Origin of the sequence: Marinobacter sp. DY40_1A1 (genome assembly GCF_016597815.1) — a bacterium.
Taxonomy (GTDB): Bacteria; Pseudomonadota; Gammaproteobacteria; order Pseudomonadales; family Oleiphilaceae; genus Marinobacter; species Marinobacter xiaoshiensis.
The window spans coordinates 361,489-386,229 of the sequence record NZ_VCHA01000003.1; the positions used below are offsets into that span (position 1 = coordinate 361,489).

Sequence of the window (24,741 nt, forward strand, 5' to 3'; positions counted from 1 at the left end):
GATTTATGAGCGCGCCGAAAACGACTGCTGACACCTGGTTGCTTGAAGTAGACAATCTGACCTGTGGTTATGGGGGAGATGCTGTTGTAAAAGATGTCAGCTTCGCGCTAAGCCATGGCGATATCGGCTGCCTGCTCGGGCCTAGCGGTTGCGGGAAAAGCACAATTTTACGAGCGCTGGCCGGTTTTCTTCCTCTAACCAGCGGCGAGATACGGTTACAATCCCAACCTATCAGCCTTCCTGGTCGCACGCTCGCGCCTGAGAAACGCCGTATTGGCATGGTTTTTCAGGATTACGCCCTGTTTCCCCACTTGAGCATTGCCGACAACGTAGGTTTCGGTTTGCGCGGGCTGGATAAAGCCGAGAAGCGGAACAGAGTAATGGAGCTACTGCACGTGGTTCACCTGCAGGACCTGGCAGACAACTATCCTCACGAGCTGTCAGGCGGCCAGCAACAGCGGGTGGCTCTGGCTCGGGCCCTCGCGCCTGAGCCAACACTGATTCTGCTCGATGAGCCTTTCTCCAACCTGGACACAGATCTACGCCGCAGGCTAAGCCTCGACGTTCGTGAGATTCTGAAAACCCTTGGGATCAGCGCCATTCTGGTAACTCACGACCAGCAAGAAGCCTTCGCCATGTGCGATCAGGTCGCTGTGCTGCAAAGCGGAAAAATCCAGCAGTGGGATGTCCCGTACAACCTCTACCACGAGCCAGTGAATCGCTTTGTAGCGAGTTTTGTGGGACAAGGCGGGTTCATACCGGGAAAAGCCGTGGGACCAGACATAATAGAGTCCGAGCTTGGCATCATTCACGGAAACCGGGCCTACAAATGGCCTTCCGGCACTTTGGTGGATGTGCTTATACGACCCGATGACATAGTCTACGATGCAGAATCCAATCTGCGCCCGAAAGTTGTAGAAAAAACTTTCGCAGGCACCTCCACGCTTTATCGCTTCCGCTGCTCCGAAGATACTGAATTTGAGGCGCTGTTCCGCAGCCATCTGGATTTCCACCTGGGCGAAACTGTACCTGTGCGGGTAGAAGCCGACCACCTGATAGCATTTGAGCGTGGAATCTGACCTACTGGGCCGCAGAGGAAAGCACTGAACTCGTCAAAAAAAATGCAAAAAAAAGGGCCGGAAAACCGACCCTCAAATGACGAATGAAACAAGGAAAGTTCGTAAGAACCACAACCTCAAAAGTCATCCCTTACGCTTTAAATTATTGCTGCAGCCGGCTGAGCATTCAGTAGTACTTGTGTAGTCGCTTTGTAACATCTGGTGAGAGCCCCGGGGCGGGCTCTCGAACCTCTTCACTCGCTCTGCTCCAATGGCTTTCTTCGGGGCCAAACCAGGCTGAAGCGCGCGCCGCCCAGACTGTCACTCCGGCTCACGAAAGCCTGCCCGTTGTGCCAGTAGAGAATACGTCGCACGATAGAGAGGCCAAGCCCGTACCCACCAGAGGTGCGAGTGCGGCTGTCATCAAGCCGTGAGAAGGCTGTGAAGACCTTTTCCCACTCATCTTCTGGAATGCCCGGGCCGTCGTCTTCTACATCAACCCGACAATGCTCCTCATCAATATGGCAGCGAACGAGCACCTTCCCCGCCGCGTAGCGCCCTGCGTTACCCACGAGATTCTGGACAGCCCGATGGATATAACGCGGCTCAACATCGGCCATCGCCAGGAGCTCTGTTCCTTCATCAATCTCGCCTTCGATACTGAGAGCCGGGCGTAAAATTCTCTGTTCGGCGACAACCTGCCTGACAATATCGGTTACCGAGGCCTCTTCAAGGGTAAAAACAGGCCCACCCTGTTCCAGGCGCGCGTAGGTGAGAATCTCATCAATTAACTCATCCAACTCCTGAATATCACCATCAATACCATCCAACTGCCTTTGCCGGGCCTCCTCGCTTTGGCAGTCTTCGATCATCTGCACACCAAAACGGATACGGGCAACGGGAGTTCTCAATTCGTGGGAGACTGCGTGGATCATTTCACGCTGAACATTCACAAGGCGCTGAATGTGTTCTGCCATACCGTTGAACGCTGCAGCTAAACGGGAGACAACGGTGCCTTCCCCAGTCTCTACACGGGCACCCATTTCACCCCGTGCAATGCGCACAGCCACAGATTCCACTTTACGCAGATTGCTATCCAGATTCCGGAGTACAAACAATAGCGCCAGAGCTAAGACGCTTCCGGAAATCACCACCATCAACAAAATGACAGGCCATGCCCACGGATTGAAAGGCTTGGCAAAACTAACCTGAATCAGCTCACCATCAGACAGCTGAACAAGCACTCGCCCCAGCCCATTGCTGTCATAAAATGCCGAGCCCTGGCTGGCTACCCGTTCAAGAACCTCTTCATCTGGTAGTGCAGCAGACCCCTGAATCCTCAGAACCCCAAGATTCAAGCCGTCTGCCAGCTGCCTGACGGCTGCCTCGCGCTCCTCCGGGCCAACCGCATCAAGATGAACCCGCAGAATTTGAGCAGACGCGACAGCAATATCACGATAGGGCTGGGAGGCTCTGAATTGCAGCGGTTCACCATGAAGCCCGTTCACCAGAAAGCGATAACCCAAACTGCTTTCGATCGCCACCACCTGTCCATAACCCAGGCGCTCGCGAACGATGGGATAGCCCGACAGCTCTTCAGCGCTGGCCACCCGAAAGTCGTACCGGGAAGCCAGCCAGTGGTACTGCTGCTCGGGAGCAGGCGAGGACGCCAGCCAGCGCATTAACGGATCAGAAAAGCGTTCATGCCAGAATTGTGAGCGCACAGAATTCATGCCGACAAACAAAACAATACAGAGCAGTATCACCAGCGCTGTGAGGCCGGCAAGGCGGGAATATAGTTTCAGGAAAAACTTCAGGGGCATGTCAACAAACCCTGGCAGGGAAACGCCGGCCGGAATACCCGTGCCGACGCCAAAGACTGAATCGTCAGACTTCCTTCACAAACAGGTAGCCTTTGCTTCGAACGGTCTTGATTCTGCGGGGGTGAACAGGGTCATCGCCGATTTTCGGGCGAATCCGGGAGACCCGAACGTCAATTGACCTGTCCTGACCGTCGTATTCTATGCCCCGCAAGGCAGTGAAGATTTCTTCCCGGCTCAACACGCGGCCGGCGTTGCTCGCCAGTAGCCACAACAGATCGAACTCAGCGCTGGTCAGGTCAATACTTTCGTCGCTAAGCCAGGCTTCACGCATGGAGCGATCTACAACCAGGTTGTTGAACTGCAGGCGCGTTGGCTCTTCAGCGCTTGCCTCATCTGCGGTGTTTTGCGCACTTTCCGTAACACGGCGCAGCAAGGCTCGGATTCTTGCAAGAAGCACACGAGGTTTGACGGGTTTGCTGATGTAGTCATCTGCACCCATCTCAAGCCCCAGCACCTGATCAAGGTCGTCAGTCCGTGCGGTAAGCATGATGATAGGGCCGGAATAAAATGGCCGTACACGGCGACAGATGGACAGCCCATCTTCCCCGGGCAACATCAGATCCAACACAACAAGATCCGGCTGCTCATTTCTGATTCGCTCTACGGCAGGGCTACCATGAGTTTCGAGGGACACGGACAAACCGTTACTCTCAAGGTATTCACGGGTTAACTCAGCCAGTCGCTCATCATCTTCGACAATAAGAATTCGCCAACTTTCGTTCGTCTGTTCCACAGGCGTCCATCTCTTATTTTATTTTCCGGGTCCATTATTTCGTCTGCATCTGACGATACAGACAACCTGATGTAACAGCAATTATACATGCTATTCAGAAATATACATGGAACGATCATGCGGTTACACCTGGTTACACCCATTGAGCTCTACCAAATTCGGCATGCAACCACTTAATTCACTCAAACAGCGGCCGGCCCTGAGCGATTTCATCATCAGTCGCTTCGCGGCGCCCAATGATTTCCAGATCAAAATACAGGGTGAAACCCGCAAGCGGATGATTTGCATCAATCCGCACAAGATTACCGTCAAACCCCATAACCTGAACAATCTGGGCATTTTCACCGGTATTGGTTTGAAACTTCATGCCAACCTGCAGCTTTTCTACCCCCTCAAACATTGACCGGGGCACCTTCCGAACCAGGTCATCACGGTGTTCGCCGTATGCCATTGAAGGGGGAACCGTAACCTCCAGACAGTCGCCGACATTGCGCTCTTTTACCGCTTTCTGGATACCCTCAATGACATCCGGGCTGCCATATAGAAAGTGTAAGGGCTCACCACCCTCCGAGGTGTCAACCAGCTCGCCAATCTTGTTCTTGAGCACATAGTGAACCGTAAAAACATCAGGTTTTTCTTGAGGAGATTCCATCAGGCTTTCGACTTTCCTGTATCCGTTGGGTTTTCTGTGAGCTGCAAGCCGTGGATCACCAGGCGCTGATCCAGTTTTTCACGCAGGCCCGAAGGCTGGTGCAGGCCCATGCGTTGCAGTAATTCTGCATAACGCCCCTCTTCATCTTTGGCCCGAACAGCTTGCATGAGGGTTGCCAGTTTACCACGACGGGTCGAAGTTTCGGCCTTGAGTTTTTTGAGGGCTTTACCAAGCACCAACTCCTGATCAGTAAAGTCCCGGCCAAAGGGAAACGGAGGGAACCAATCTTTACCGCCAGCCTCAGCAAATGTTCTGGCAATGGCATCTGGCGTGTTGTTCAACCAACTGGCCGGCAAACGGAACTTCGCATCCACCTTGCCTGCTTTTTGCGCCTGCTCCAGAAGGCCCTGCTGAAAACGGGAATCTGCAATGCGGATCAGGCGCAGATAAACCTGCTCATCCGGCTGGCCACGCAGATCTGCCATACCATACTCCGTAATCACCACATCCCGCAGATGACGGGGAATCGTACAATGACCATAACTGAACACAATATTGGACACCGCCCTGCCCCTGGCGTTTCGGCTGCTGCGCAAGGCAATAATCGACCGGGCACCAGGCAGCTCGTGCGCCATAGAGACAAAATTGTACTGGCCACCCACACCGCTGATCACCCGACCATCCTCAAGCCCGTCGGAAACCGCTGCACCGCCCAGGGTATACATCATTGCCGTGTTGATAAACCGACTGTGGATGCGCTGAGCTGCCTTGAGACGCTGATTACCGAAACGGTGATCATAAAGATGATTGATATAGCTGACACTGGTCATGCATATGCGATCGCGATCCTCATCGGAGAGCTCTCGCAGTGACTGGTAGAACTGCTGGGGGCCCACATAGAACCCTCCATGCATGGCAACTCCGCCAGTAAGCCTTTCACCAAGCGCCAGAGACGCCATTGCCTCTCTCGCCTCGGGATCATCCAGATCGGCGTTGAGTGAATGGTCTCCTATCCGCAACCGGCCACCTTTAAATTCAACCGCGTCACGGAGAATGCCGTAACGCTTCAGCCAGGTTACATCCCGGGCCCGCATGGGTGAATCAATCAGCCCTTCCCGCCTCAGTACGTCGAGGGTATCGAGGGAAACCCGCTCTTCAATGTTGCCGTTGTTGATCAGTATTTGCAGGTCTGCATGATCATATACTTCACGCCGCAAAACCCCTGCTTCCATAAGGTACAGAAAGCCATCGACCATCATCTCGCTGCAACCATAGAGCCCTTTATCAAAGGGGCCGGTTCCACCTTCCTTTTCCGCCAGCGGAAACCGCTCCGCAACATTAAAATTGTCGTAAACAGCCCGCCAGGCGGCGTTATTCTTGTGACGCAATATGGTGCTGTGCACAAGCGCCGCCCCGAGAGAACCAATACCCACCTGCAGCGTGCCGCCATCTTTAAGCAGTGTGCTGGCGTAAAAGCCGATCATGTGGTCTGCGGGACTAATGGCCATCTGAGGCGCAGAGAACAGCGGGTACTCGGAAGCCTGATGCTCAAACACCATGTCAAACTCATCTTCCGCAATAGCCGCGTCGCGACCAAACCAGGGCATCTGACGATTAATTTCACCCACAATAGCCACCGGGGTTCCAGCCGTTTCCCGTTCCCTCAGCAGAGGCAGTAGGTCGAGGCTCAGGTCAGGGTTGCAACTCAGGCTTACCATGCCCGGCGCCCCATGCAGCTCGCCTGGGGCCACCATTTGCGCCACCACATTAACCCCGAGGTCCATAAGGTCACGAACGGCATGGGTATAGTTGGTCGACACGTAATGGCGCTGCTGACTGCGATTATTTAGGTAACTTCCCGCTTTGAAGAAAAACTCCGACACCTGAACATTGGGGGGCAGATTGTTCTTGTTAACATCCTGCGCATACTGAAGAACCGGAATGCCGCCATAGAGGCGCTCTGCAAACGGTCCCATAAAGCGCTTTTCCAGCGACGAGCTGCCGGAAGGTGCCAGCAACGAAAGGGCAGTAAAAATATGCAGATTTATTTCAGGATCGTCTTTCGCTCTCTGATAGAGCGCATTTACGAAGCGGACAGGCTTTCCAAGACCCAGCGGTAACCCCAAGGTAATATTCTTGCCCACCCGGCGGATTACGTCATCCACGCAACGCTCCGTGTTATTTGAGCGCTGTTTGCTGCTTACCGCCATAAAGAGATCCTCATTGATCATTCAACATATAACTACTATCTGGGAATCATCACATGAGACATGCAGGCAGACAATGCACCAGATCATTAATCTGGCGTTAAACCAATGTATTGCGAGAAAAAGATATTACAAAGAAGGGTCGGATCAGGGGTGCGTGCAAGAGATATTAAGCAAAGGAGGTGATCAGGAATTGCAGACTACAGATTCAGAAATTCCATTTCAGATTCAGGCAGGCACCTTCATTAAGCAGCGCGATACCATGGTCAGCCTGAGCCGGCTGGGAGGCGTAGTGCTTGCCGTTATCGTTCGTGCGCACCAAAGAAAGGCTTAACAAACGAGAGCCTATTTCGGCAACAGCAACCGCATCGGCATCGTCTTCATCAAAATCGCGGGACATCCGCTGGGGCAACTCGTAGACATATTCTACTGTCATGCTTTCGCTAGTCGCCTCAAACGCGCGCTCCGACGCCTCAGCGCGAACCACAAACGCGGCAACGTTGAGAACAAGCAATGTGACAAATATGCGGATAATCATGATACTTACAGCGACCTTTTAAAAGGATTAGAAGTTTACTCACCCCATTGACTAAAGTCTAACCCCTCAGCGGCAAAAAGATGTGAAATCGCGCGCAGTCACGCCTCTTTTTTGTCACGCTTCTGCACACATTTTGTCAATATATGATCACCTATATTTCAGAATGTAACGACTTCCACGCTCAAAGCTGCCAATTCCTTTTGGCGTCAGAAACTTAGGGGAAACTGGAAATCTTTGACTCTTGCTAAGGGCAAGGGTAGGTAAATTCATGATGAATCGTTTCGAGAGCTTCCAACGTATCCTGGCTCAGGTTCACATTGCATGAGCCGAGGTTTTCCCGGAGCTGCTCCATGCTGGTCGCACCGATGATGTTACTGGTCACAAAACTGCGACTGTTTACATAGGCAAGTGCCATCTGGGCCGGAGACAAACCTATATGTCTCGCGAGTTCTGCATAGGCTCGAGTCGCATCTACCCCTCTTTCACTGGTATAGCGGCTGAACCGCTCATACAGGGTGAGTCGAGCCTTTTCCGGCCACTTACCACCCATATACTTACCAGACAGCATACCGAAGGCCAGCGGCGAATAGGCCAGCAAGCCCGTTTGTTCCCGATGGGCTATTTCGGCCAGTCCCACCTCAAAAGAGCGGTTCAGCAGATTGTAAGGGTTCTGGATACTGGCAATTCGCGGCAAACCTTTCTCTCCAGCCAGGCGGAGATATTCCATGGCACCCCATGGTGTTTCGTTGGAAATTCCGATGTGTCGGACCTTTCCCGCCTTGACTAACTCGTCGAGCGCTTCGAGGGTCTCTTCAATTGGCGTGGACTTTTCCTTCGGGTCAGGCTGATAGCCGAGTTTGCCGAAAAAATTGGTGCTGCGATCCGGCCAGTGCACCTGGTACAGATCAATATAGTCTGTCTGCAGGCGCTTCAAGCTTGCCTCACAGGCCTCAACAATGTGATCTCGGGTAAGGCGGGGGCCATTTCGCAGGTAACTGAGCCCATTACCGGGCCCGGCCACTTTAGAGGCGATCACCAGATCGTCCCGGCGACCACGCTGCGCCAGCCAGTTGCCCAGATAAGTCTCCGTCAGGCCCTGGGTCTCTGCCCGAGGCGGCACCGGGTACATCTCTGCGGCATCAATAAAATTCACACCTTCAGAGGTGGCATAGTCCAGCTGCTCAAAAGCTTCCTGCTCCGTGTTCTGCTCACCCCAGGTCATGGTGCCAAGGCATATAAGGCTGACATCAATGTCCGTACGGCCTAGCTTTCGGGTTTGCATTGCGTCTCCGATTCAGGTTGTTGGGTGCGTCAAAAGAATGTCACAAGAGTGTCGCGGGCTTGTCGCCTGCAATCTCCATGGTTGAGACATAGTAATAAAAACCAGGGGGAACGTCATGATGAAAACCGCTCAGGCACGCCGGGGTGCACGCAAACTTAAAGGCTCGCCCCCTGTGTCAGAAAGCAGCAAGGCATTCCGCTTATTTGAACTCGCAGGTCAGCGTGAATACGCCCTCTGCCAGCACATAAACAAAATTGCTGAGTTTTGGCCAGAAATGCGCTATTGCCAACTGGGAAGCCGGCTAGGTGATGGGTGGTTTTGGTACGCACTGATCTTGGCCACCCCCTTACTGGAGCGTGTTACTGGCCCGGGCCTGGCACTACTGCCCAGGCTAAACTCAATCAAACAATCTCAGCTGGGTGACCGGTGCATCATCATTGCGAAATCGCACTCCAAGCCCCAGCAGGCGAACCGGCCGCTCGCGATTTGAAACCAGCTCTGTAAGTAGTGGCAGGTAGTCCTCAAACTCTGGCTCTTTAATATTCTCCCGCACGCGCTCCAGGGTGTGGGTAGAAAAATCGCTATAGCGTATTTTTATAAACAGCTTATGTATCGGCTTGTCCCGGCCCTTACGGGCAAGGCGGAGATTAAGGTCAGCAGTCAGTGACGCCAGCACAGTTTCACAAGCCGTCACATCTGGCAAATCCTGAGAAAACGTACGTTCCACGCTCACAGATTTGGCAATTCTGGAAACCACCACTGGCCGCTCATCCCGGCCATGGGCCATTTCATGCAAACGATAGCCCTGCTTACCAAAACGCTCGATCAATACATCAACGCCCAACGCCTGCAAATCGCCACATGTTTTAACGCCCAGCGCATGCAGTTTAGCCGCCGTTACCTGCCCCACGCCAAACAGTTTCTCAACCTTAAGTTCGCGGACAAACCCGTCTACCTCATCAGGCTTGACCACAAACAACCCATCAGGCTTTTGCCAATCACTGGCAATTTTGGCAAGAAATTTATTGGGAGCGACCCCGGCAGAAATAGTGATGCCCACTTCCTTTTCCACCCGTTCCCGCAGATAGCGGGCCATCAGTGTGGCGCTGCCCTTGTGATCGGTAACATCAGACACATCCAGAAAAGCCTCATCCAGAGATAAAGGCTCAACCATATCGGTCAGCTCCCGCAGAATACCCATCACCTTCTGTGACGCCGCTCGATAACGGGCCATATCAGGAGGCACAGTAACCAGCCCCGGGCATAGCCGGCGGGCTTCACCACCCGGCATGGCCGAGCGCACACCGAAAGCCCGGGCTTTATAATTACAGGTAGTTACTACACCACGACCGCCTTCGCCGCCTACCGCCAGCGGCACTTCACGCAGTGTTGGGTCATCACGCATTTCAACTGCAGCATAAAAGCAGTCACAATCCACGTGGATGATCTTGCGTTGAGGCATAATCATTGGGCTCGCGTCAATTTTCTGTACATTTATACAGCCTTGTATCTTAAAGTAAGATGCTGAGAATGTCAGGAACCCCAAGCCAACCATCAAATCGCATATTGAGGCACCATGTCGAACTCTATTCCAGACTCCAAGCGTACTGAAATTGAAGCTGCAGCTTTTCGCCGCCTGGTTAAACACCTGGGAGACAATCCCGAGGTTCAGAACATTGATCTCATGAATCTGGCCGGGTTCTGCCGCAACTGTCTTTCCAAATGGTATCGGGCAGAAGCCAGTGAACGCGGTTTTGAGATATCAGACCCGGCTGCCAGGGAAGAGATTTACGGCATGCCGTACGAAGAGTGGAAAGCCCTGCATCAAACAGGTCCCAAACAGGATCACAAGTAATGAATGTAAATGAGGCTGTACGCATTCATCTGGCTTCAATAGGTGGCGGGCATGCCGATTTTGATGACACCCTGGCCCTGATAGAGCGGCACTTCGACTACAGCCCGGCAGGCTTTCATAACGGCCCTTTATTTAACGCCGCAGGTGACAACTCAGGTTCATGCAGAGTATTTGGCCTGGGCCTATACTGCACCCTCAATGAAGCAGACACGCTAAAACTGTTTGCTCAACATTATCAGCAGGTGCTAGACGACCCCGCTGGAGAAAGCCACAGCAACATTCGCCAATTCATGGGCACCGGCTGGTCTGGCATTCGCTTTGAAGATGCTCCCCTGCGCCTGCGCCGCCCTGCCGAGCCATCCATCAAGGAAGACACCCGTTCATGAGCAACACCACCACATCAGGGGTACAGCAGGTATTCCAGCTGAAAAGCGCCAGCGTTTCCATGACTGCACTGGAGCTGTATTACTTCGACAACGACGAATTTGAAGAGATGCTGAGGAACAAAATCAGCCAGGCTCCCGGGTTCTTTCGGGATATCCCTCTTATCATCAGTCTGGAGAAATACGAAGGCCTCGACAGCGAGCTGGATTTCTTCAAGATAATTGGTGCCTGCCGCCGCAACAGCATTCATGTTATCGGCGTTCGTGGCGGGAATGACGATCAACGCCGCCTGGCGCGCGGAGCCTCTCTGGCCCTGATGCCCGGAGGCGGGCAAAGAGACAGGGATCACCAAGCCACAGCCCAAGCAGCTGATTCTCCTGCAGCGCCCGCGCCGCAGACAATAAAAGAAGCCGCTCCCACAAAAATCATCAACCAGCCAGTGCGTTCCGGCCAACAGGTTCACGCTCCCGATGGCGATCTGGTTATTCTGGCGCCGGTTCAGGCCGGCGCAGAAGTGCTGGCTGCGGGTAGCATTCATGTCTACGGCCCACTGCGCGGCCGGGCGCTCGCAGGCATTCATGGCTCGGAGTCCGCAAGAATTTTCTGCCAATCCCTTGAGGCAGAGCTTGTGTCCATCGCCGGACACTATAAAATCTCCGAAGATCTTCAGGACAACGGCTGGAAAAACGCTGTGCAAATTCAGCTCAGGGACGACTTGCTGGTGGTAGCACCACTGGACAAGGCCTGATACTGGAATCGAACAGAATAATTTGACCGGGCTATACAACCGGCTGACACGACGAATCCACGAGATACAGGAAACAAACCTTGGCTAGAATTATTGTCGTAACTTCAGGAAAGGGCGGCGTTGGTAAGACCACCACCAGCGCCTCCATAAGCACCGGTCTTGCCAAACGCGGCCACAAAACCGTGGTGGTGGATTTTGATGTGGGCCTGCGCAACCTCGATCTGATCATGAACTGCGAACGCCGCGTGGTGTATGACTTTGTAAACGTTATACAAGGCGATGCAACGCTCAATCAGGCGCTAATCCGTGACAAACGGGTTGATACCCTCTACATACTCCCGACCTCACAAACCCGGGAAAAAGAAGCGCTCACCAAAGAGGGTGTTGAAAAGGTCATTAACGAACTTGCCGAAACCTTCGACTACATTATCTGCGACTCCCCGGCCGGCATTGAGCACGGGGCTCAGATGGCGCTGTACTATGCGGATGAGGCCATTGTTGTTACCAACCCGGAAGTATCATCAGTTCGGGACTCCGACCGCATTCTTGGCATTCTGCAAAGCAAATCCCGCCGTGCGGAAATGGGTGAAGAGCCGGTTAAGGAGCACCTGCTCCTGACTCGTTACAACCCGGAGCGGGTCGAACGGGGCGAAATGCTATCCGTGGCAGATGTTGAGGAAATTCTCGCCATCCCTTTGCTGGGTGTTATCCCGGAAAGCCAGGTTGTTCTCAACTCCTCCAACCAGGGGTTGCCGGTTATCCTCGAAACTGAGAGCGATGCTGGCCAAGCATATGATGACGCCGTTGCACGCCTTCTGGGTGAGGAGCGCGAACACCGCTTCATGACCAGCCAGAAAAAAGGTTTCTTTTCACGGATGTTCAAGGGGGGCTAACGGATGAGTTTCCTCGACTATTTCAGAGGCAAGAAATCAAGCTCCGCCAATGTGGCAAAAGAGCGTTTGCAGATTATTGTGGCTCACGAGCGTGGGCAGCGCGATCAGCCCGACTACCTGCCGCAAATGCAGCAGGAAATACTGGCGGTTATTCGCAAATATGTCCAGATCAGCGATGACATGGTTCAGGTAGAAGTAGACCGGCATGGTAGCTGCTCCGTTCTGGAGCTGAATGTCACCCTGCCTGAACGCTGAGCCCCTCAGCGCCCGGTGATACAAATGAGCGTTGGCCCGCGCCCTGCAGGCCAACGCTCGCTGCCCTTACCACCGAGCAAAATGGTCCTCCATGAACCCTTGCAAACCCTGAACCTCAACCCTGCTGCCACCCTCATCAATAAGGCTTCCATTGAAGGTGCCTACATACTGCCGGAAGTTGGAGGCCAGTAGCCCTGCATTCAGCTTTTCCTTTCGAGCCGTGGCCGGCACAAAATGCAGATCTACCCGGCCATCTACCGTGTTTACATGCCAATCATTCCCGGGACTGTAGCGATCGAAGCTAAACCGGGCTGCCCCAAGAGTCTGGCACTGCCCATCCAGCCACAGAGCGTTCTCTGTCATACCGGTTTCATTAACGCCCGCTGCCAGGTTAAGCCCGATTGAGCGACCATCGGGCAGTTGTCCAGACAGGCTCGCCCAATTCCAGGCCGTTTCACGGCGCATAAAGCCGCAACTCCAGTCAACAGCACCACGAGTGCTGTCATCACACCGCCAGATTTGATGCCCCCAGCGAATCTCGCCGTCAACCGGCAAACCCGCCGATTTCCGGGTGAACACCCAACCATTGTAGCCAGCAGGGCACACTAGCCGCAGAGGATCATTATCCTCTTTCAGCGTCAACTCCACGCGAATGCCACCAGGAGCCGACACGGAGATTGCCCTGCCGCCGGCGAAAGGCAGAATGCGCATGGAAACCTTCCCTTTTCTGAACGAGGCCTGGCCACGCTCAGGGAAAGGTTCAATTCGAGTTCCCACTGCCAGAGGGTTCATAAAGCTGTGCTCAAGCATCTGCCCGGATGCAAAATCATAGAGATAGAAAAAGCCGCTTCCCATCAGCTTCAAATCCACCAGAGCCATACCAAACACCCACCCGGGACCGGTGACACTCACAAACTGGAACTGGTTAAACCGCCAGCGCCGGGCGAACCCGGAGCGAGGTTTATCCATTACCGTGCGCAGGTCGTAATCCAGATAGTTTATTTCTTCGACTGGCTGGCTCAGTATGCCGGGTGCAAAGCGCCCCTTGGCATCAATCAGTTTCTTTGTTGTCATAATTGTCGTCAGATCAGGCCAATTTATCGAACTGCTTCACCGGGCAGTAACCTGGTTCACAATCCCCTGCTTCGGGCCCATACTGCCCGCCACCTCGTGATAGACTCTGCCCAATTTTTTCAAGGAAGTGTAGCTTATGAACAAGACCGAAGCCCACGGCTTTAAAGACTGGGCCTCAGTCATCAGCGGTGCAATCTTTGCCCTGCTGGTTTCTGCAATGGCGACCACTACTGTTAGCGCGGCGCTACCGGGAGAAGACAGCGACGTATGGAGCTTGCGCAAGGAATCCGGCGACATCCGCATCTACACCATGCGCCAGAGCGATTCCAGCTTTCAGGCATTCAAAGCCGAAGCCCTGATTGATGCCCCGATCGAATCCATTATGGCCGTGATGCAGAACCCCGCATCCTGCATGGAGTGGTTGCTTAACTGCACGGAATCCTATGCTGTGGGCAAAGGTAACTTTCATGAGCGTTACGTCTACTCAGTAAACGACCTGCCTTGGCCGGTAACCGATCGTGACTATGTCCTTAGCGTTCACACACAGGGGAGCAAAGCTTCTGGTGAGATCGTTATGCAAATGAGCGCTGTGCCAGAGATGCGTGCAGAGGTTAGTAATCGCGTAAGGGTTGATCTATCCAACACCCGGTACCGGTTGATTCCCGAGAACGGTAAAACCCGAATGATCTGGCTGCAACATACTGATCCAAAGGGCGCCCTGCCTGGTTGGCTGGTTAACACCCTCCTCGTTGATATACCGGTAAGTTCCCTGGAAGAGCTAGAGCGGGTAGCAAGCAAAGAGCGCTATCAGGGCTTTAGCCTGATCTATGACGAAAGCGGCCAACTGGTTGATGTAAGGCAAACCAGCGGCAACTGAAAAGGTGACGGGCTGGGCGCGAAACGCTAAGCTCTGGTGAAAGGACTTCACAAAGCAGAGATCACTCAATGACAGTGCTCGCACACGAAATAATGACGCCTAGCATCAAGGCGGTGCCACAATCCTGGACAATGGATCGCCTGGCCAGATTCCTGACCGACAATGAAATCACGGGCAGCCCTGTTACGGATGAATCCGGTGAAATTATTGGCATCGCCACCTTAAAGGACATTGCGGAGTTTCGCTGGAACGCCAAGCGGTCTGAGTCCAGTGATGAACTCACCGCTGAAGAACATCAGGAAGCCCGCCGCCTGCGCATGGTGCTTTTTGAGGAGATGGGCAAAGTGCCGGTAGAAGTGCGGGATATCATGACCCCCATTGTATTATCGGTTGATGAAACAACACCGGTGCGCGACATAGCCAATATTATGATGAAAGAGCATCTACACCGGATTTTTGTCACCAAAGATGCCAGGATAACCGGCATCGTAACCACTTATGATATGCTGAAAATCGTCTCGAATGAGGAGCTTACGCAACGCTGTGCCAGTAACAGCTGAACCACCACAGAGGTAGCGCCCCCTATGCCCAGAACACCGGAAAGTGCACCGCAAGCCCGAAGAACCATGTACGTCCTCGACACCAACGTCCTGATCCACGATCCCAACGCCCTCCTCAATTTTGAAGAACACGATGTCATCATCCCGATGACCGTTCTTGAAGAACTCGACGGCCTTAAATCCGGCAAACAAAGTGTCGCTGCCGACTGTCGCCAGGCAATCCGCACCATTGACCGCCTGCTTGGGGATGCCAGCCCGAAAGAGATAGAAAAAGGTGTGCCCATTGTAAGAGCCAAAATGGCTAAACCCCTGGGCACCCTCTCCATACTGATGAGCACCGAGCATGCCAGTGGCCACTCATTACCCGAGCACCTGAACGACAACAAGATTATCAACACCCTTGCCGCGCTTCAGCAACGGCACAAGTCCCGGGATATCATTCTCGTCAGCAAAGACATCAACATGCGGTTGAAGGCCCGTGGCTTTGGTGTTGAAGCCCAGGACTACCAGAATGACCAGTTGGTTGATGACATCGACCTGCTCCCAAAGGGCTACATGGAGTTTCCGAACTCATTCTGGGACACCATTGCCAAAGTAGAAACCTTGCAGCGAGACGGGCTAACCGAACACATCCTCAAGCGGGAAGGTGAGCTGGCCAAGCTGAACATCAACGAGTTCGTTCTTGATGAGCAGGGGTTTATAGGCCGGGTGGTCAACATTACCGACACCCAGGTGGTGATCCGGGATCTGCACCAGCACGACTTGATGAACGAAGAAGTCTGGGGCCTGGTGCCGCGGGATATTTATCAGGCCATGGCGCTGCACCTGCTGCTCGATCCTGATATCCACCTGGTGAACCTCACCGGTTCAGCCGGCTCCGGTAAAACCATTCTTGCGCTGGCCGCCTGCATCGAAATGACGGTGGCCAGCAAGCTTTATAAACGGATTATTGCCACCCGCTCAACACAAGGCCTGGATGAAGACATTGGCTTCCTGCCCGGTACCGAAGCGGAAAAAATGGAGCCCTGGCTGGGCGCCATTGTGGACAACCTGGAAGCGCTGCACGAAGACGATGAGAACATGACCGCCAGTGTGGACTACATTCTCAGCAAGGTTCCTCTGCACTTCAAATCCATGAACTACATTCGTGGCCGCAGTTTCCAGCACAGCCTGATCATTATTGATGAGTCCCAGAACCTGACTCCGCATCAGATCAAGACCATCATTACCCGTGCAGGTAATGGCTCCAAAGTGATCTGCCTGGGCAACCTGGCACAGATTGACACACCATACCTGAGCGCTTTGAGCTCCGGCCTGACCTACATGACCGAACGCTTCAAAACCTTCAGCCACGGTGGGCACATTCACTTGCAAGGAGTGCCACGCTCACTGCTGGCAGAATTTGCAGAAGCCAACCTGTAAGCGCCTCCCTACCTACACCTTTAGTCCAAGATCTGTGCCGGAATGGCCTCGTTTCGGCACAGATTAGATACACTGCCCCTCACGCCATCCAGGATGTACTCAAACTGCATCCATCCGCGATGGTCTATACTTCGAAACACACCGCTACTCAAACAAATTAGGCAGGTAGGCATCGATGAGCTCTATTATATTGATGGTACTCGGGCTTGGGGGCATGGCACTGGGATTTTTCGTTTACTCGAAATTTCTCGCACACGTTGTTTTCAAACTGAGCGACAGCTTTAAAACCCCGGCTGAAGAATTTGAAGACGGCATCGACTTTGTCCCCACCAATAAATTTGTTCTCTGGGGCCACCACTTCACATCCGTAGCAGGCGCTGCACCCATTGTCGGGCCAGCAATTGCCGTTATCTGGGGCTGGCTGCCCGCCTTTTTGTGGGTCACCCTGGGCACCATCTTCTTCGCAGGCGTTCACGATTTTGGCGCCATCTGGGCCAGTGTACGAAACAAGGCCAAGTCAGTAGGCACCCTCACTGGCGAAGTGGTTGGCGGCCGTGCCAGAGCCATCTTCTCCATTGTGATTTTCCTGGTTCTGCTGATGGTGAACGCGGTATTTGGCGTTGTTATCGCCAAACTGCTGATCAACAACCCTGGCGCAGTCGTTCCTGTTTGGGGCGCCATAGCCGTGGCTCTGGTGATTGGCCAGGCCATCTACCGGGCAAAAATGAGCCTGCCACTGGTTTCAATTGTTGGCGTGATTGCGCTGTATTTCCTGATTTACATTGGCCCTTCCATGCCGGTGTCACTCCCCGAATCCGTTGCCGGGCTGTCACCCAGTGCAGCCTGGATCATTATCCTGTTTGTGTATGCAGCCATCGCATCGCTGTTGCCTGTGTGGGTACTGCTCCAGCCCCGGGATTACATTAACGGCCTGCAGTTGTTCGTAGGGCTGGCTGCACTCTACGCCGCCGTACTGATCGCAAACCCCACTGTGGTCGCGCCCATGATCAACGTTGATGTACCGGCAGGCACACCCTCAATGATTCCGCTACTGTTCGTAACCATTGCCTGTGGCGCTATTTCCGGCTTTCACGGCCTGGTTGCCTCCGGCACCACATCCAAACAACTGGCCAAGGAATCCGACGCCCGTTTTGTGGGCTACTTTGGTGCAACCGGTGAAGGCGCACTTGCGTTGGCCGCCATTATTGCCGCCACAGCCGGCTTTGCTTCCCTCGCGGACTGGCAGGCCATGTATCACTCCTTTGGCCAAGGCGGCGTGCTGGCATTTGTAAACGGCGGCGCAACCATCCTGAGCGCCGGTACCGGCCTCGACATGGCTGTTGCTGCCACCATGCTGACCGTTATGGCTGCCCTCTTTGCAGGCACCACCATGGATACCGGCCTGCGCTTGCAGCGCTATATTTTCCAGGAGTGGGGTGAGATCTATAACATCAAGTGGATGGCCAAGCCATTACCGGCCACACTGCTGTCTGTGGGTACTTGCCTGGCTTTGGCTTTCGGCGCTGGTGGCGCGGATGGCTCCGGCGGACTACTCATATGGCCGCTATTTGGCACCACCAACCAGCTTCTGGCAGGCCTGACCCTTCTGGTTGTCACCGTTATGCTGGTGCGCAAAGGTTCGCCCACGTTCTACACCCTGGCACCGTTGGTGTTTGTACTCGCCATGTCGCTCTTTGCCTTGCTGATTCAGCTCAAAGGCTTCTACGACAAGGCAGACTGGTTCCTGTTCACCATGGACCTGGTGGTTCTTGTGGCTGCCATTTTTGTCACCCTGGAGTGCATTGCCGCCCTGAAGCGGGCCAAGGCAGAAATGCGCCTGTCATCGGCAGGCGACTGAGCACTGCGTGAATAGCTGGCCAGGCCTGGCCCGGCCAGTTTCATATCCCGGGAGTCGTTGATGAAAAAGACACTGTCCCGTTTGAAATACCTTTACCAAAAAGCCAGTCAAGCTGGCGCCGAGTACTACAACGCACCCTACAGAGCGGCCATTGCCCGCGCCCGGCGGGACGAAGACGACCTCTTCATGCTACTGGTGTTCAGTGAAATGATGGGCATCCCCAATCCCGCAGGCTGGTACTGCATGGAGCTGCAACCACTCATGCTCGAGCGGTTCCACGACTGGCATACCCGTATGGGCATGGAGCGCTCACCGCTCGACAACTTCCGCTGCTGTTGAGGAAATAATGCCGCAAGCTCACAACCTGAATATTCTGGAACTTATTACCAGCCGCAAACTTATCATGGTGGGTGGCAAAGGCGGGGTAGGCAAAACCACCACGGCCTCCGCTATTGCAGTTGCTGCGGCTAATCAGGGGCGTCGGGTATTATTGATCTCCACAGACCCGGCCCACAGCCTTGCAGATGCTTTTGACCGGGCCATTGGAGGCCAGGTAACGCGCATGGCGCCCAACCTGGATGCCCTGGAACTGGACCCGGATACAGAAGCTGAAGCTTACATGGACAGGGTTATGCAGCAGATGCGGCGGTTTGCCGGCCCGGACCAGATCAATGAACTGCAGCGACAACTGAGGCTGGGCGCACAATCCCCGGGCGCCCAGGAAGCGGCCATACTGGAGCGCATGGCCACGCTGATAGAAGACAGCGAAAACAACTACGATCTGTTGATCTTCGACACAGCACCCACGGGCCATACCTTGCGGCTGCTGACCCTGCCGGAAATCATGGCTGCCTGGACCGACGGACTACTGAAGCACAACAAACGATCTGAAAAACTGGGCAAGGCGCTGGCGCACCTCACACCAGGGCGCAGTGTCGACAACCCGCTGAAAAGCCCGGAGGAAAACCCGGTTGAAGGCATGGACCAGCGAGGCCAGGAATTAACCGAAACCTTGCTACGCCGCCAGCGGCTGTTTCAACGCACTCGCCGCCGCCTTAACGATACCAACCACACAGCATTCGTGTTCGTGATGACCCCGGAGAAGCTACCTATTCTTGAAACTGGCAGAGCCATAGAGGCACTAGCCAGTGCCAACATCCCGGTTGCCGGGGTGATCGTGAACCGCATCATGCCGGATACCGCAAACAGTCCCTTTTGGCAGGCCCGTGTTGAACGCCAAAGCCGCCATCTGCAGGAAATCGACGATTTGCTGAAGAATCTGCCACAGAAGCGCCTGCCATTAATGGAAGACGATGTTAGTGGGCTTGAGGCGCTCACTCGCTTTGCCAGTCTTATGACCCCGGTTGTCGGCTCCTCATTACTTACACCCGGTAACGACTGACCTGTTCAGACATATCAGTGGCCAGAGCCTTTAGCCGCTGAGCAGCCATGCCTGCCCGATGCGTCCCCTGAGCGGTCTGCTCTGAGATTGCAACAATCTCATGAACATTCTGGTTAATGGTCTCGGAAACACTGGTCTGTTCTTCAGCGGCGCTGGCAATTTGGGTGTTCATATCATTAATAGTACTGACTGCCTGATTAATCTTTTGCAGAGCACCATTCACCTTACGCGTCTCTGCAACCGTGGCCTCGCTTCGCTCACTGATCGAGCCGATCAGCTTCACTGCGTTGCCTGCACCGGATTGCAGCCGTTCAATGGTTTCCTGGATTTCCTGCGTACTCTTTTGAGTCCTGCTCGCTAGCGTCCGCACTTCATCTGCCACAACCGCGAATCCTCGACCCGCTTCCCCGGCCCGGGCAGCCTCGATAGCCGCATTCAGGGCAAGCAGGTTAGTCTGATCAGCGATCTCCCGGATCACCTCCAGAACCGAGTCGATCTGGCGGGAGTCTGAGCCGAGCTTCTCAATAACACTCACGCCCTGTTCAACCTGTTCAGACAAGCCGCCGATCACCTCAATGGTCTCATGCACCAAACCCTGCGCATCAGATACCTGAACATTGGCGCGATCTGCTGCATCAGAGGCCTCACTGGCATTATTCGCCACTTCCTGAGCTGCCGCGGTCATCTCATTCATGGCCGTTGCCACTTGGTCACTCTCGGATTTTTGGCGCTCCACACCTTGCTCAGCCTCATCCATTATTTCGCTCAACTCTGTAGAGGCCTCATTCAGGGTGCGGGTAGAAGTGAGAACCTGCTCAACCAAACCATGCACCTGGTCTGCAAAGCTATTGAATGCCGTCGCCAACTGCCCCAACTCATCCTTGCTGCCTGCATCCAATCTGCGGGTCAGATCTCCATCACCGCTGGCGATGTCGTTCATTGCAGATACTGCAGTTTTCAGCGGCCGGATAATACTGCGCACAACAATCAATGCCAGCAAAACGATAACCGCCAGCGCAATCACGGAGGTTGTTATTGAGCCGACAACCGCGTTGCTCAATGCATTAGCAACATTGCTGTCCATTGCAGCCACCTGCGCCTCCAGACCATCTATCCAAAACCCCGTGCCAATCATGATATTCCACTCAGGTATCATTTCGGCGTAACCCAGTTTTGGGGCTACCTGCCCGGTGCTCTCGTTTTCCCACTCGTAGGGGACATAGCCCCCTCCGTTACGAGCCACCTGAACGAGCTCACGAATCAGAAATTTTCCGGTGGGGTCTTTAAAGCCCCATAGGTTCTTGCCTTCCAGGGCTGGCTTTACGCCATGCATGACACTTACACCGCTGGTGTCGTAGGCAAACATGTAGCCCGGGCTACCGGAGTCATCAAACCTGAGCTGGCGCAGAATATTCCAGGCTTGCTCCTTAATTTCAGGGTCATTGGCAGAGCCGGGCTGCTTATAAAGGTGAGCTATCGAGGTGCGGGCAAGCTCAATATAGTTCTTAAGCTCTTGGCGCTTGCTTGCCTCCATATCCGCGGAAAAGCCCGCAACCGCTTCATCGCCTATGCCTTGGGCCTGTTTAAGATTGTAAGTCGTCAGGAATGCTGTGAGCACAATCACTGGTACAAGCGCCAATAAAAGCACCCGTGTCTGAATGGTCAGATTTTTCATAACTAATAAGTCTTGTGTCTGCTGGGAGGAATGGGCGGAAGACTCAACCCGTTATTAAAGGTGGCAGAATGCTACAGAATAACCATCAAAATTATCATTGAGGGTACTGCGTAGTTTGTATCCCCCATGTAAATATTCGTGCGCCTGCGTATCAGCCGCCGGGCTCAATCTTTAAACTGCGCCTTGTCCAGACCGTGCTTCTTCATTTTGTCGTAGAGGGTTTTGCGGGCTACTCCCAACTGCACCATGGTGTCTTTAATGCTCCCCTGACAAGCATTCAAGGCACTGGTCAGCACTGAATGCTCAAAGCTGTCCATCATTTCTGTCAGGGTACGTCGCCCGCTCACATCCGCCTTGGCCGCTGGTTCACTATCATCAAGTGCCGCCGGACCCAGCAGCACATACCGCTCGGCAAGGTTACGCAATTCACGGACATTTCCCGGCCAGCTGTGATGCATAAGCCGCGCAGCCTGGCTCGCATCCAGAGGAATACTCTCCCGGTCGTAACGGGCTGCGGCAATCAGAACAAAGTGATGAAACAGCATGGGAATATCTTCTTTGCGCTCCCGCAAGGGCGGAATATCCACCTTCACCACGTTCAACCGATAGTATAGGTCGGCACGAAAACTCCCTTCATCACTGAGCGCCTTCAGGTCCGCTTTGGTGGCGGCAATAATGCGCACATCCACCTCCTGCACCTGATTGCTGCCCAAGCGCTCCACCTTCTGTTCTTCAAGTACACGCAGCAGCTTGATCTGCAGTGGCATGGGCATACTTTCCACTTCATCAAGAAACAGAGTGCCCCGATGTGCGTGTTCGATCTTACCTATGCGGCGTTTGTCTGCGCCGGTAAAGGCGCCTGCCTCATGCCCGAACAATTCGCTTTCAATGAGGTTTTCCGGCACGGCTCCGCAGTTGATCGCGACAAAGTTATGAGCGCCCCGCGGGCTGTTCTCGTGAATATAGCGAGCCAGGGCATCCTTACCGGAACCTGTCTCGCCAAACAGCAGGGTGTTGGCAGAAATATCGAGAATCGGCGTGATAGTATCCATCACTTTTTGCATGCTTGGCGTGTCACCAAGGATTCTGGGGCCTGGCCGGGCCAGATGGCGCAACTGGGCCTTGAGCCGACGGTTTTCCAGCGCAAGATTGCGTTTCTCCAGAGCGTGCCGAAGAAGCTCAATCAGTTCATCGTGATTGAAGGGCTTTTCTATAAAATCGTAGGCGCCTTGCTGCATGGCGGAAACTGCCGTGCTGATGTCACCCTGACCGGTCAGAATAATCACCGGAATGGCTTTATCCAGTGCCTGGACGGCGCTTAGCATCTCCAGCCCATCCATTCCCGGCATGTTGTAATCGCACAACACTACACCACTGTAATCCGGCGTAACGGCCTCAAGCCCTGCCTCGGCACTTTCAAAACATTGCACAGGCAAGTCTTCCAGAGTCAGCGTTTGGGCAATTGATTTCCGTATGTGCGGATCATCATCAACAAAAATTACCGAGGGTTCTGTCATTCCGTTGCCTCCCGTTTTTGCAGTGTAAATTCAAACTCCGCTCCCGGCGCGTCGCTACGATTGCGCCCCGTAAGCCGGCCACCCAAAGCATCCGCAATCTGCCTTGATATGGACAATCCCAGCCCAAGCCCCTGTTTAACAGACTTGGTAGTAAAGAAGGGTTCAAAAATCTGTTCGGTATTTGCTGGCAGCCCGGTTCCGTTATCCCGCACAAGGCAGCGCCAGCACTCTCCCTGCTCCTCAACATCAATTGTAATAACTGGCTGCCCCTGGCTTTCAACAGCCTGAACCGCATTGGCGAGCAAGTTAACCATAACCTGCTCAATCCGGATCAGGTCGCCGTGACATAGCACAGGCTGCTCAGGGCGGTTCCACCGGATATCAATACCCACACTGCTTTTCTGCGCCACGATAATCTTCAGGGAGGCATCCACAGACAAGCGAAAATCCACAATGGTTGGTGGCCCTTCAGATTTGCGGGCAAATACCTTGAACTGGCGGGTCAACTCGGCCATTTTGTCGCACAGAAGCACAATTTCACTAAGGTTCTCATCCACCATATCGGCGGCACCTTTTTCCAGAAACCGTCGGCTGTTTCTGGCGTAAGTCTGGATTGCAGTAAGTGGCTGGCTCATTTCGTGATTAAGCCCAGCCGACATCTGGCCCAACACCGCCAGCTTGGCGGCCTGAATCAGCTCCTGCTGGGTTTCCCGTAATTCACTCTGGGTGCGCTCACGCTCTCGAATTTCGTCCATGAGTTTGCGATTGGATTGCTCCAGGTCGGCCGTTCGCTCGGCAACGCTAAGCTCCAACTGCTCCCCTCTCAGCGCCAATTCCGCCTCACGACGATAGCGCTCACGTAAATACAGCCATGCCAGCAGAACACCAAAATAGATAGCTATGCCACCCAGCACGAACCCGAGACGGGTCCATACTACCGAACGCGTACTGACCATTACCCGCAACGTCCAGTCCAGCCTCGGCAGCGGTGTTGTAACGCTCAGGTATTCATGGGCACGGCCATCTTCCCGAATGCGCAAGGTCTCGGATGCCCCCGACAAGCCGAAAGGCTTACCCAGATACTGCAGAGATACAGGCCTGAGATCCCGATCCGGGTAGCGTTGGCGAGATGCCTCACCAGGTGCTTGTTCAGCACTGCCAGTAAAGTCGCGATACAACCACTCCGGCTTACTGGCCAGGAAACTGACACCGGCTTCATCCAGCACCACCATTTCGGCCTCACGCACAGAAGCCGGCCTGTGCCATTGGGATTCCAGCTCATGTACCAAAACTTTCACGACCACCACACCCAGTAACTGGCCTTGCTCAGCACGCACCGGATGAGAAAAATACAGCCCCCGAACCCGAGAGGTGGAACCCAGTGCGAAATAGATGGCAGACCTGCCGGATGTTATAGCTTCATAGAAATAGGGGCGAAAACTGAAATTGCGACCAACAAAACTGCCGGCCTGCTGGTAGTTGTTGGCAGCAATTGTCAGCCCGGCTGTGTCCATCAAGTACACATCCGAGCTGCCAACGATGGTCGCCATACGCTGCATTTCTTCATTGGCCTGATGAACAACGGCAGGATTGCCTGGTGCGCTCAGGGCTGCCGCAAGCAAAGGATGCTCGGCCATCAACTCCGGAATAGGCAGGTAGCGGTTAAGCTCATTACCCACAAGTTGACGGTAGCGGAACGACTCTTCCAGGCTATCCCGCTCAACCTGCTGGTAACCAGCCCAACCGCCCAACATCCAGGACACAGCAAGGGTGATCAAAAATACAACAAACGCGCCTATCCGGTAGGACATATTCCGGCTCCCGCCACACCGTTAGAGGACGCCAGAGTATCGCCCGCCCCCCTGAGG

23 protein-coding genes are annotated in these 24,741 nt (G+C 54.1%); 12 read left to right on the top strand and 11 right to left on the bottom strand.

The features are described from left to right. Positions 1 to 5 precede the first annotated feature (5 nt). The gene (locus tag FFI61_RS10105) at positions 6 to 1,079 is read left to right on the top strand and encodes an ABC transporter ATP-binding protein (RefSeq protein WP_200201931.1); all 1,074 of its coding nucleotides are present in this window, start codon (positions 6 to 8) and stop codon (positions 1,077 to 1,079) included. A gap of 233 nt (positions 1,080 to 1,312) precedes the next feature. On the opposite strand, the gene FFI61_RS10110 is transcribed toward FFI61_RS10105, so the two are convergent. From FFI61_RS10110 to dinB, 7 genes are all read right to left on the bottom strand, one after another. Continuing rightward, entirely contained in the window at positions 1,313 to 2,881 is a 1,569-nt protein-coding gene (locus tag FFI61_RS10110) for an ATP-binding protein (RefSeq protein WP_200370150.1), read from the bottom strand. A 64-nt stretch (positions 2,882 to 2,945) separates the two neighbouring features. Then, positions 2,946 to 3,674, bottom strand: coding sequence for a response regulator (locus tag FFI61_RS10115; RefSeq protein WP_200201933.1), 729 nt, complete (start codon positions 3,672 to 3,674; stop codon positions 2,946 to 2,948). Positions 3,675 to 3,852: 178 nt separating this feature from the next. After that, complete coding sequence (locus tag FFI61_RS10120) at positions 3,853 to 4,326, bottom strand: FKBP-type peptidyl-prolyl cis-trans isomerase (RefSeq protein WP_200201934.1); 474 nt, start codon at positions 4,324 to 4,326, stop codon at positions 3,853 to 3,855. After that, on the bottom strand, positions 4,326 to 6,536 hold the full coding sequence (locus FFI61_RS10125) for an acetyl-CoA hydrolase/transferase C-terminal domain-containing protein (RefSeq protein WP_200201935.1): 2,211 nt from the start codon (positions 6,534 to 6,536) through the stop codon (positions 4,326 to 4,328). Before FFI61_RS10125 ends, FFI61_RS10120 begins: the two co-directional genes overlap by 1 nt. A gap of 205 nt (positions 6,537 to 6,741) precedes the next feature. Further along, the gene (locus tag FFI61_RS10130; RefSeq protein ID WP_200201936.1) at positions 6,742 to 7,071 is read right to left on the bottom strand and encodes a hypothetical protein; all 330 of its coding nucleotides are present in this window, start codon (positions 7,069 to 7,071) and stop codon (positions 6,742 to 6,744) included. A 244-nt stretch (positions 7,072 to 7,315) separates the two neighbouring features. Next, positions 7,316 to 8,353, bottom strand: a complete 1,038-nt coding sequence (locus tag FFI61_RS10135) for an NADP(H)-dependent aldo-keto reductase (RefSeq protein WP_200370153.1) — start codon at positions 8,351 to 8,353, stop codon at positions 7,316 to 7,318. 397 nt (positions 8,354 to 8,750) lie between these two features. Continuing rightward, positions 8,751 to 9,815, bottom strand: a complete 1,065-nt coding sequence (gene dinB / locus FFI61_RS10140; protein ID WP_200201938.1) for a DNA polymerase IV — start codon at positions 9,813 to 9,815, stop codon at positions 8,751 to 8,753. Between the two features lie 114 nt (positions 9,816 to 9,929). Here dinB and FFI61_RS10145 point away from each other — a divergent pair, with 114 nt between their 5' ends. The 5 genes from FFI61_RS10145 (at position 9,930) to minE (ending at position 12,488) form a co-directional block, all read left to right on the top strand. Then, the gene (locus FFI61_RS10145; protein ID WP_200201939.1) at positions 9,930 to 10,208 is read left to right on the top strand and encodes a DUF1244 domain-containing protein; all 279 of its coding nucleotides are present in this window, start codon (positions 9,930 to 9,932) and stop codon (positions 10,206 to 10,208) included. Beyond that, complete coding sequence (locus FFI61_RS10150; RefSeq protein ID WP_200201940.1) at positions 10,208 to 10,594, top strand: HopJ type III effector protein; 387 nt, start codon at positions 10,208 to 10,210, stop codon at positions 10,592 to 10,594. The genes FFI61_RS10145 and FFI61_RS10150 overlap by 1 nt, the downstream gene beginning before the upstream one ends. Further along, on the top strand, positions 10,591 to 11,340 hold the full coding sequence (gene minC / locus FFI61_RS10155) for a septum site-determining protein MinC (RefSeq protein WP_200201941.1): 750 nt from the start codon (positions 10,591 to 10,593) through the stop codon (positions 11,338 to 11,340). Before FFI61_RS10150 ends, minC begins: the two co-directional genes overlap by 4 nt. An 80-nt stretch (positions 11,341 to 11,420) precedes the next feature. Beyond that, positions 11,421 to 12,233 (top strand): septum site-determining protein MinD, encoded by an 813-nt coding sequence (minD, locus tag FFI61_RS10160; RefSeq protein WP_200201942.1) that lies wholly within the window; start codon positions 11,421 to 11,423, stop codon positions 12,231 to 12,233. Positions 12,234 to 12,236: 3 nt separating this feature from the next. Beyond that, positions 12,237 to 12,488 (top strand): cell division topological specificity factor MinE, encoded by a 252-nt coding sequence (minE, locus tag FFI61_RS10165; RefSeq protein ID WP_200201943.1) that lies wholly within the window; start codon positions 12,237 to 12,239, stop codon positions 12,486 to 12,488. Between the two features lie 66 nt (positions 12,489 to 12,554). On the opposite strand, the gene FFI61_RS10170 is transcribed toward minE, so the two are convergent. Further along, positions 12,555 to 13,562 carry a DUF2804 domain-containing protein gene (locus tag FFI61_RS10170; protein WP_200370156.1) on the bottom strand — a complete coding sequence of 336 codons (1,008 nt, stop codon included), beginning with the start codon at positions 13,560 to 13,562 and terminating at the stop codon, positions 12,555 to 12,557. Positions 13,563 to 13,698: 136 nt separating this feature from the next. Here FFI61_RS10170 and FFI61_RS10175 point away from each other — a divergent pair, with 136 nt between their 5' ends. From FFI61_RS10175 to FFI61_RS10200, 6 genes are all read left to right on the top strand, one after another. Beyond that, positions 13,699 to 14,439 carry an START domain-containing protein gene (locus FFI61_RS10175; RefSeq protein WP_200370157.1) on the top strand — a complete coding sequence of 247 codons (741 nt, stop codon included), beginning with the start codon at positions 13,699 to 13,701 and terminating at the stop codon, positions 14,437 to 14,439. A 68-nt stretch (positions 14,440 to 14,507) separates the two neighbouring features. Further along, positions 14,508 to 14,999, top strand: coding sequence for an HPP family protein (locus tag FFI61_RS10180; protein ID WP_200201946.1), 492 nt, complete (start codon positions 14,508 to 14,510; stop codon positions 14,997 to 14,999). Between the two features lie 66 nt (positions 15,000 to 15,065). Next, the gene (locus FFI61_RS10185) at positions 15,066 to 16,421 is read left to right on the top strand and encodes a PhoH family protein (protein WP_200202115.1); all 1,356 of its coding nucleotides are present in this window, start codon (positions 15,066 to 15,068) and stop codon (positions 16,419 to 16,421) included. Positions 16,422 to 16,596: 175 nt separating this feature from the next. Next, positions 16,597 to 18,279, top strand: a complete 1,683-nt coding sequence (locus FFI61_RS10190) for a carbon starvation protein A (RefSeq protein ID WP_200370159.1) — start codon at positions 16,597 to 16,599, stop codon at positions 18,277 to 18,279. Positions 18,280 to 18,339: 60 nt separating this feature from the next. After that, positions 18,340 to 18,618, top strand: a complete 279-nt coding sequence (locus FFI61_RS10195) for a cory-CC-star protein (protein ID WP_200201948.1) — start codon at positions 18,340 to 18,342, stop codon at positions 18,616 to 18,618. Positions 18,619 to 18,625: 7 nt separating this feature from the next. Next, positions 18,626 to 19,681 (top strand): ArsA family ATPase, encoded by a 1,056-nt coding sequence (locus FFI61_RS10200; protein WP_200201949.1) that lies wholly within the window; start codon positions 18,626 to 18,628, stop codon positions 19,679 to 19,681. Here FFI61_RS10200 and FFI61_RS10205 read toward each other — a convergent pair. The 3 genes from FFI61_RS10205 to FFI61_RS10215 all read right to left on the bottom strand — a co-directional run bounded on the left by FFI61_RS10205 (position 19,662) and on the right by FFI61_RS10215 (position 24,684). After that, on the bottom strand, positions 19,662 to 21,356 hold the full coding sequence (locus tag FFI61_RS10205; RefSeq protein WP_200370167.1) for a methyl-accepting chemotaxis protein: 1,695 nt from the start codon (positions 21,354 to 21,356) through the stop codon (positions 19,662 to 19,664). The two genes, FFI61_RS10200 and FFI61_RS10205, sit on opposite strands and share 20 nt — an antisense overlap. A 164-nt stretch (positions 21,357 to 21,520) precedes the next feature. Continuing rightward, positions 21,521 to 22,873: a sigma-54-dependent transcriptional regulator gene (locus FFI61_RS10210; RefSeq protein ID WP_200201953.1), complete on the bottom strand. Its 1,353-nt coding sequence runs from the start codon at positions 22,871 to 22,873 to the stop codon at positions 21,521 to 21,523. Next, positions 22,870 to 24,684: an ATP-binding protein gene (locus tag FFI61_RS10215; protein WP_200370169.1), complete on the bottom strand. Its 1,815-nt coding sequence runs from the start codon at positions 24,682 to 24,684 to the stop codon at positions 22,870 to 22,872. Before FFI61_RS10215 ends, FFI61_RS10210 begins: the two co-directional genes overlap by 4 nt. Positions 24,685 to 24,741: the final 57 nt, after the last annotated feature.

Coding starts and splice junctions, on each gene's coding strand:
- FFI61_RS10210 (WP_200201953.1), bottom strand. CDS start 22,873: ATGACAGAACCCTCGGTAATTTTTGTTGATGATGATCCGCACATACGG.
- FFI61_RS10205 (WP_200370167.1), bottom strand. CDS start 21,356: ATGAAAAATCTGACCATTCAGACACGGGTGCTTTTATTGGCGCTTGTA.
- FFI61_RS10125 (WP_200201935.1), bottom strand. CDS start 6,536: ATGGCGGTAAGCAGCAAACAGCGCTCAAATAACACGGAGCGTTGCGTG.
- dinB (WP_200201938.1), bottom strand. CDS start 9,815: ATGCCTCAACGCAAGATCATCCACGTGGATTGTGACTGCTTTTATGCT.
- FFI61_RS10200 (WP_200201949.1), top strand. CDS start 18,626: ATGCCGCAAGCTCACAACCTGAATATTCTGGAACTTATTACCAGCCGC.
- FFI61_RS10190 (WP_200370159.1), top strand. CDS start 16,597: ATGAGCTCTATTATATTGATGGTACTCGGGCTTGGGGGCATGGCACTG.
- FFI61_RS10180 (WP_200201946.1), top strand. CDS start 14,508: ATGACAGTGCTCGCACACGAAATAATGACGCCTAGCATCAAGGCGGTG.
- FFI61_RS10135 (WP_200370153.1), bottom strand. CDS start 8,353: ATGCAAACCCGAAAGCTAGGCCGTACGGACATTGATGTCAGCCTTATA.
- FFI61_RS10105 (WP_200201931.1), top strand. CDS start 6: ATGAGCGCGCCGAAAACGACTGCTGACACCTGGTTGCTTGAAGTAGAC.
- FFI61_RS10185 (WP_200202115.1), top strand. CDS start 15,066: ATGTACGTCCTCGACACCAACGTCCTGATCCACGATCCCAACGCCCTC.
- FFI61_RS10110 (WP_200370150.1), bottom strand. CDS start 2,881: ATGCCCCTGAAGTTTTTCCTGAAACTATATTCCCGCCTTGCCGGCCTC.
- FFI61_RS10175 (WP_200370157.1), top strand. CDS start 13,699: ATGAACAAGACCGAAGCCCACGGCTTTAAAGACTGGGCCTCAGTCATC.
- FFI61_RS10120 (WP_200201934.1), bottom strand. CDS start 4,326: ATGGAATCTCCTCAAGAAAAACCTGATGTTTTTACGGTTCACTATGTG.
- FFI61_RS10145 (WP_200201939.1), top strand. CDS start 9,930: ATGTCGAACTCTATTCCAGACTCCAAGCGTACTGAAATTGAAGCTGCA.
- FFI61_RS10150 (WP_200201940.1), top strand. CDS start 10,208: ATGAATGTAAATGAGGCTGTACGCATTCATCTGGCTTCAATAGGTGGC.
- FFI61_RS10130 (WP_200201936.1), bottom strand. CDS start 7,071: ATGATTATCCGCATATTTGTCACATTGCTTGTTCTCAACGTTGCCGCG.
- FFI61_RS10215 (WP_200370169.1), bottom strand. CDS start 24,684: ATGTCCTACCGGATAGGCGCGTTTGTTGTATTTTTGATCACCCTTGCT.
- FFI61_RS10195 (WP_200201948.1), top strand. CDS start 18,340: ATGAAAAAGACACTGTCCCGTTTGAAATACCTTTACCAAAAAGCCAGT.
- FFI61_RS10170 (WP_200370156.1), bottom strand. CDS start 13,562: ATGACAACAAAGAAACTGATTGATGCCAAGGGGCGCTTTGCACCCGGC.
- minE (WP_200201943.1), top strand. CDS start 12,237: ATGAGTTTCCTCGACTATTTCAGAGGCAAGAAATCAAGCTCCGCCAAT.
- minC (WP_200201941.1), top strand. CDS start 10,591: ATGAGCAACACCACCACATCAGGGGTACAGCAGGTATTCCAGCTGAAA.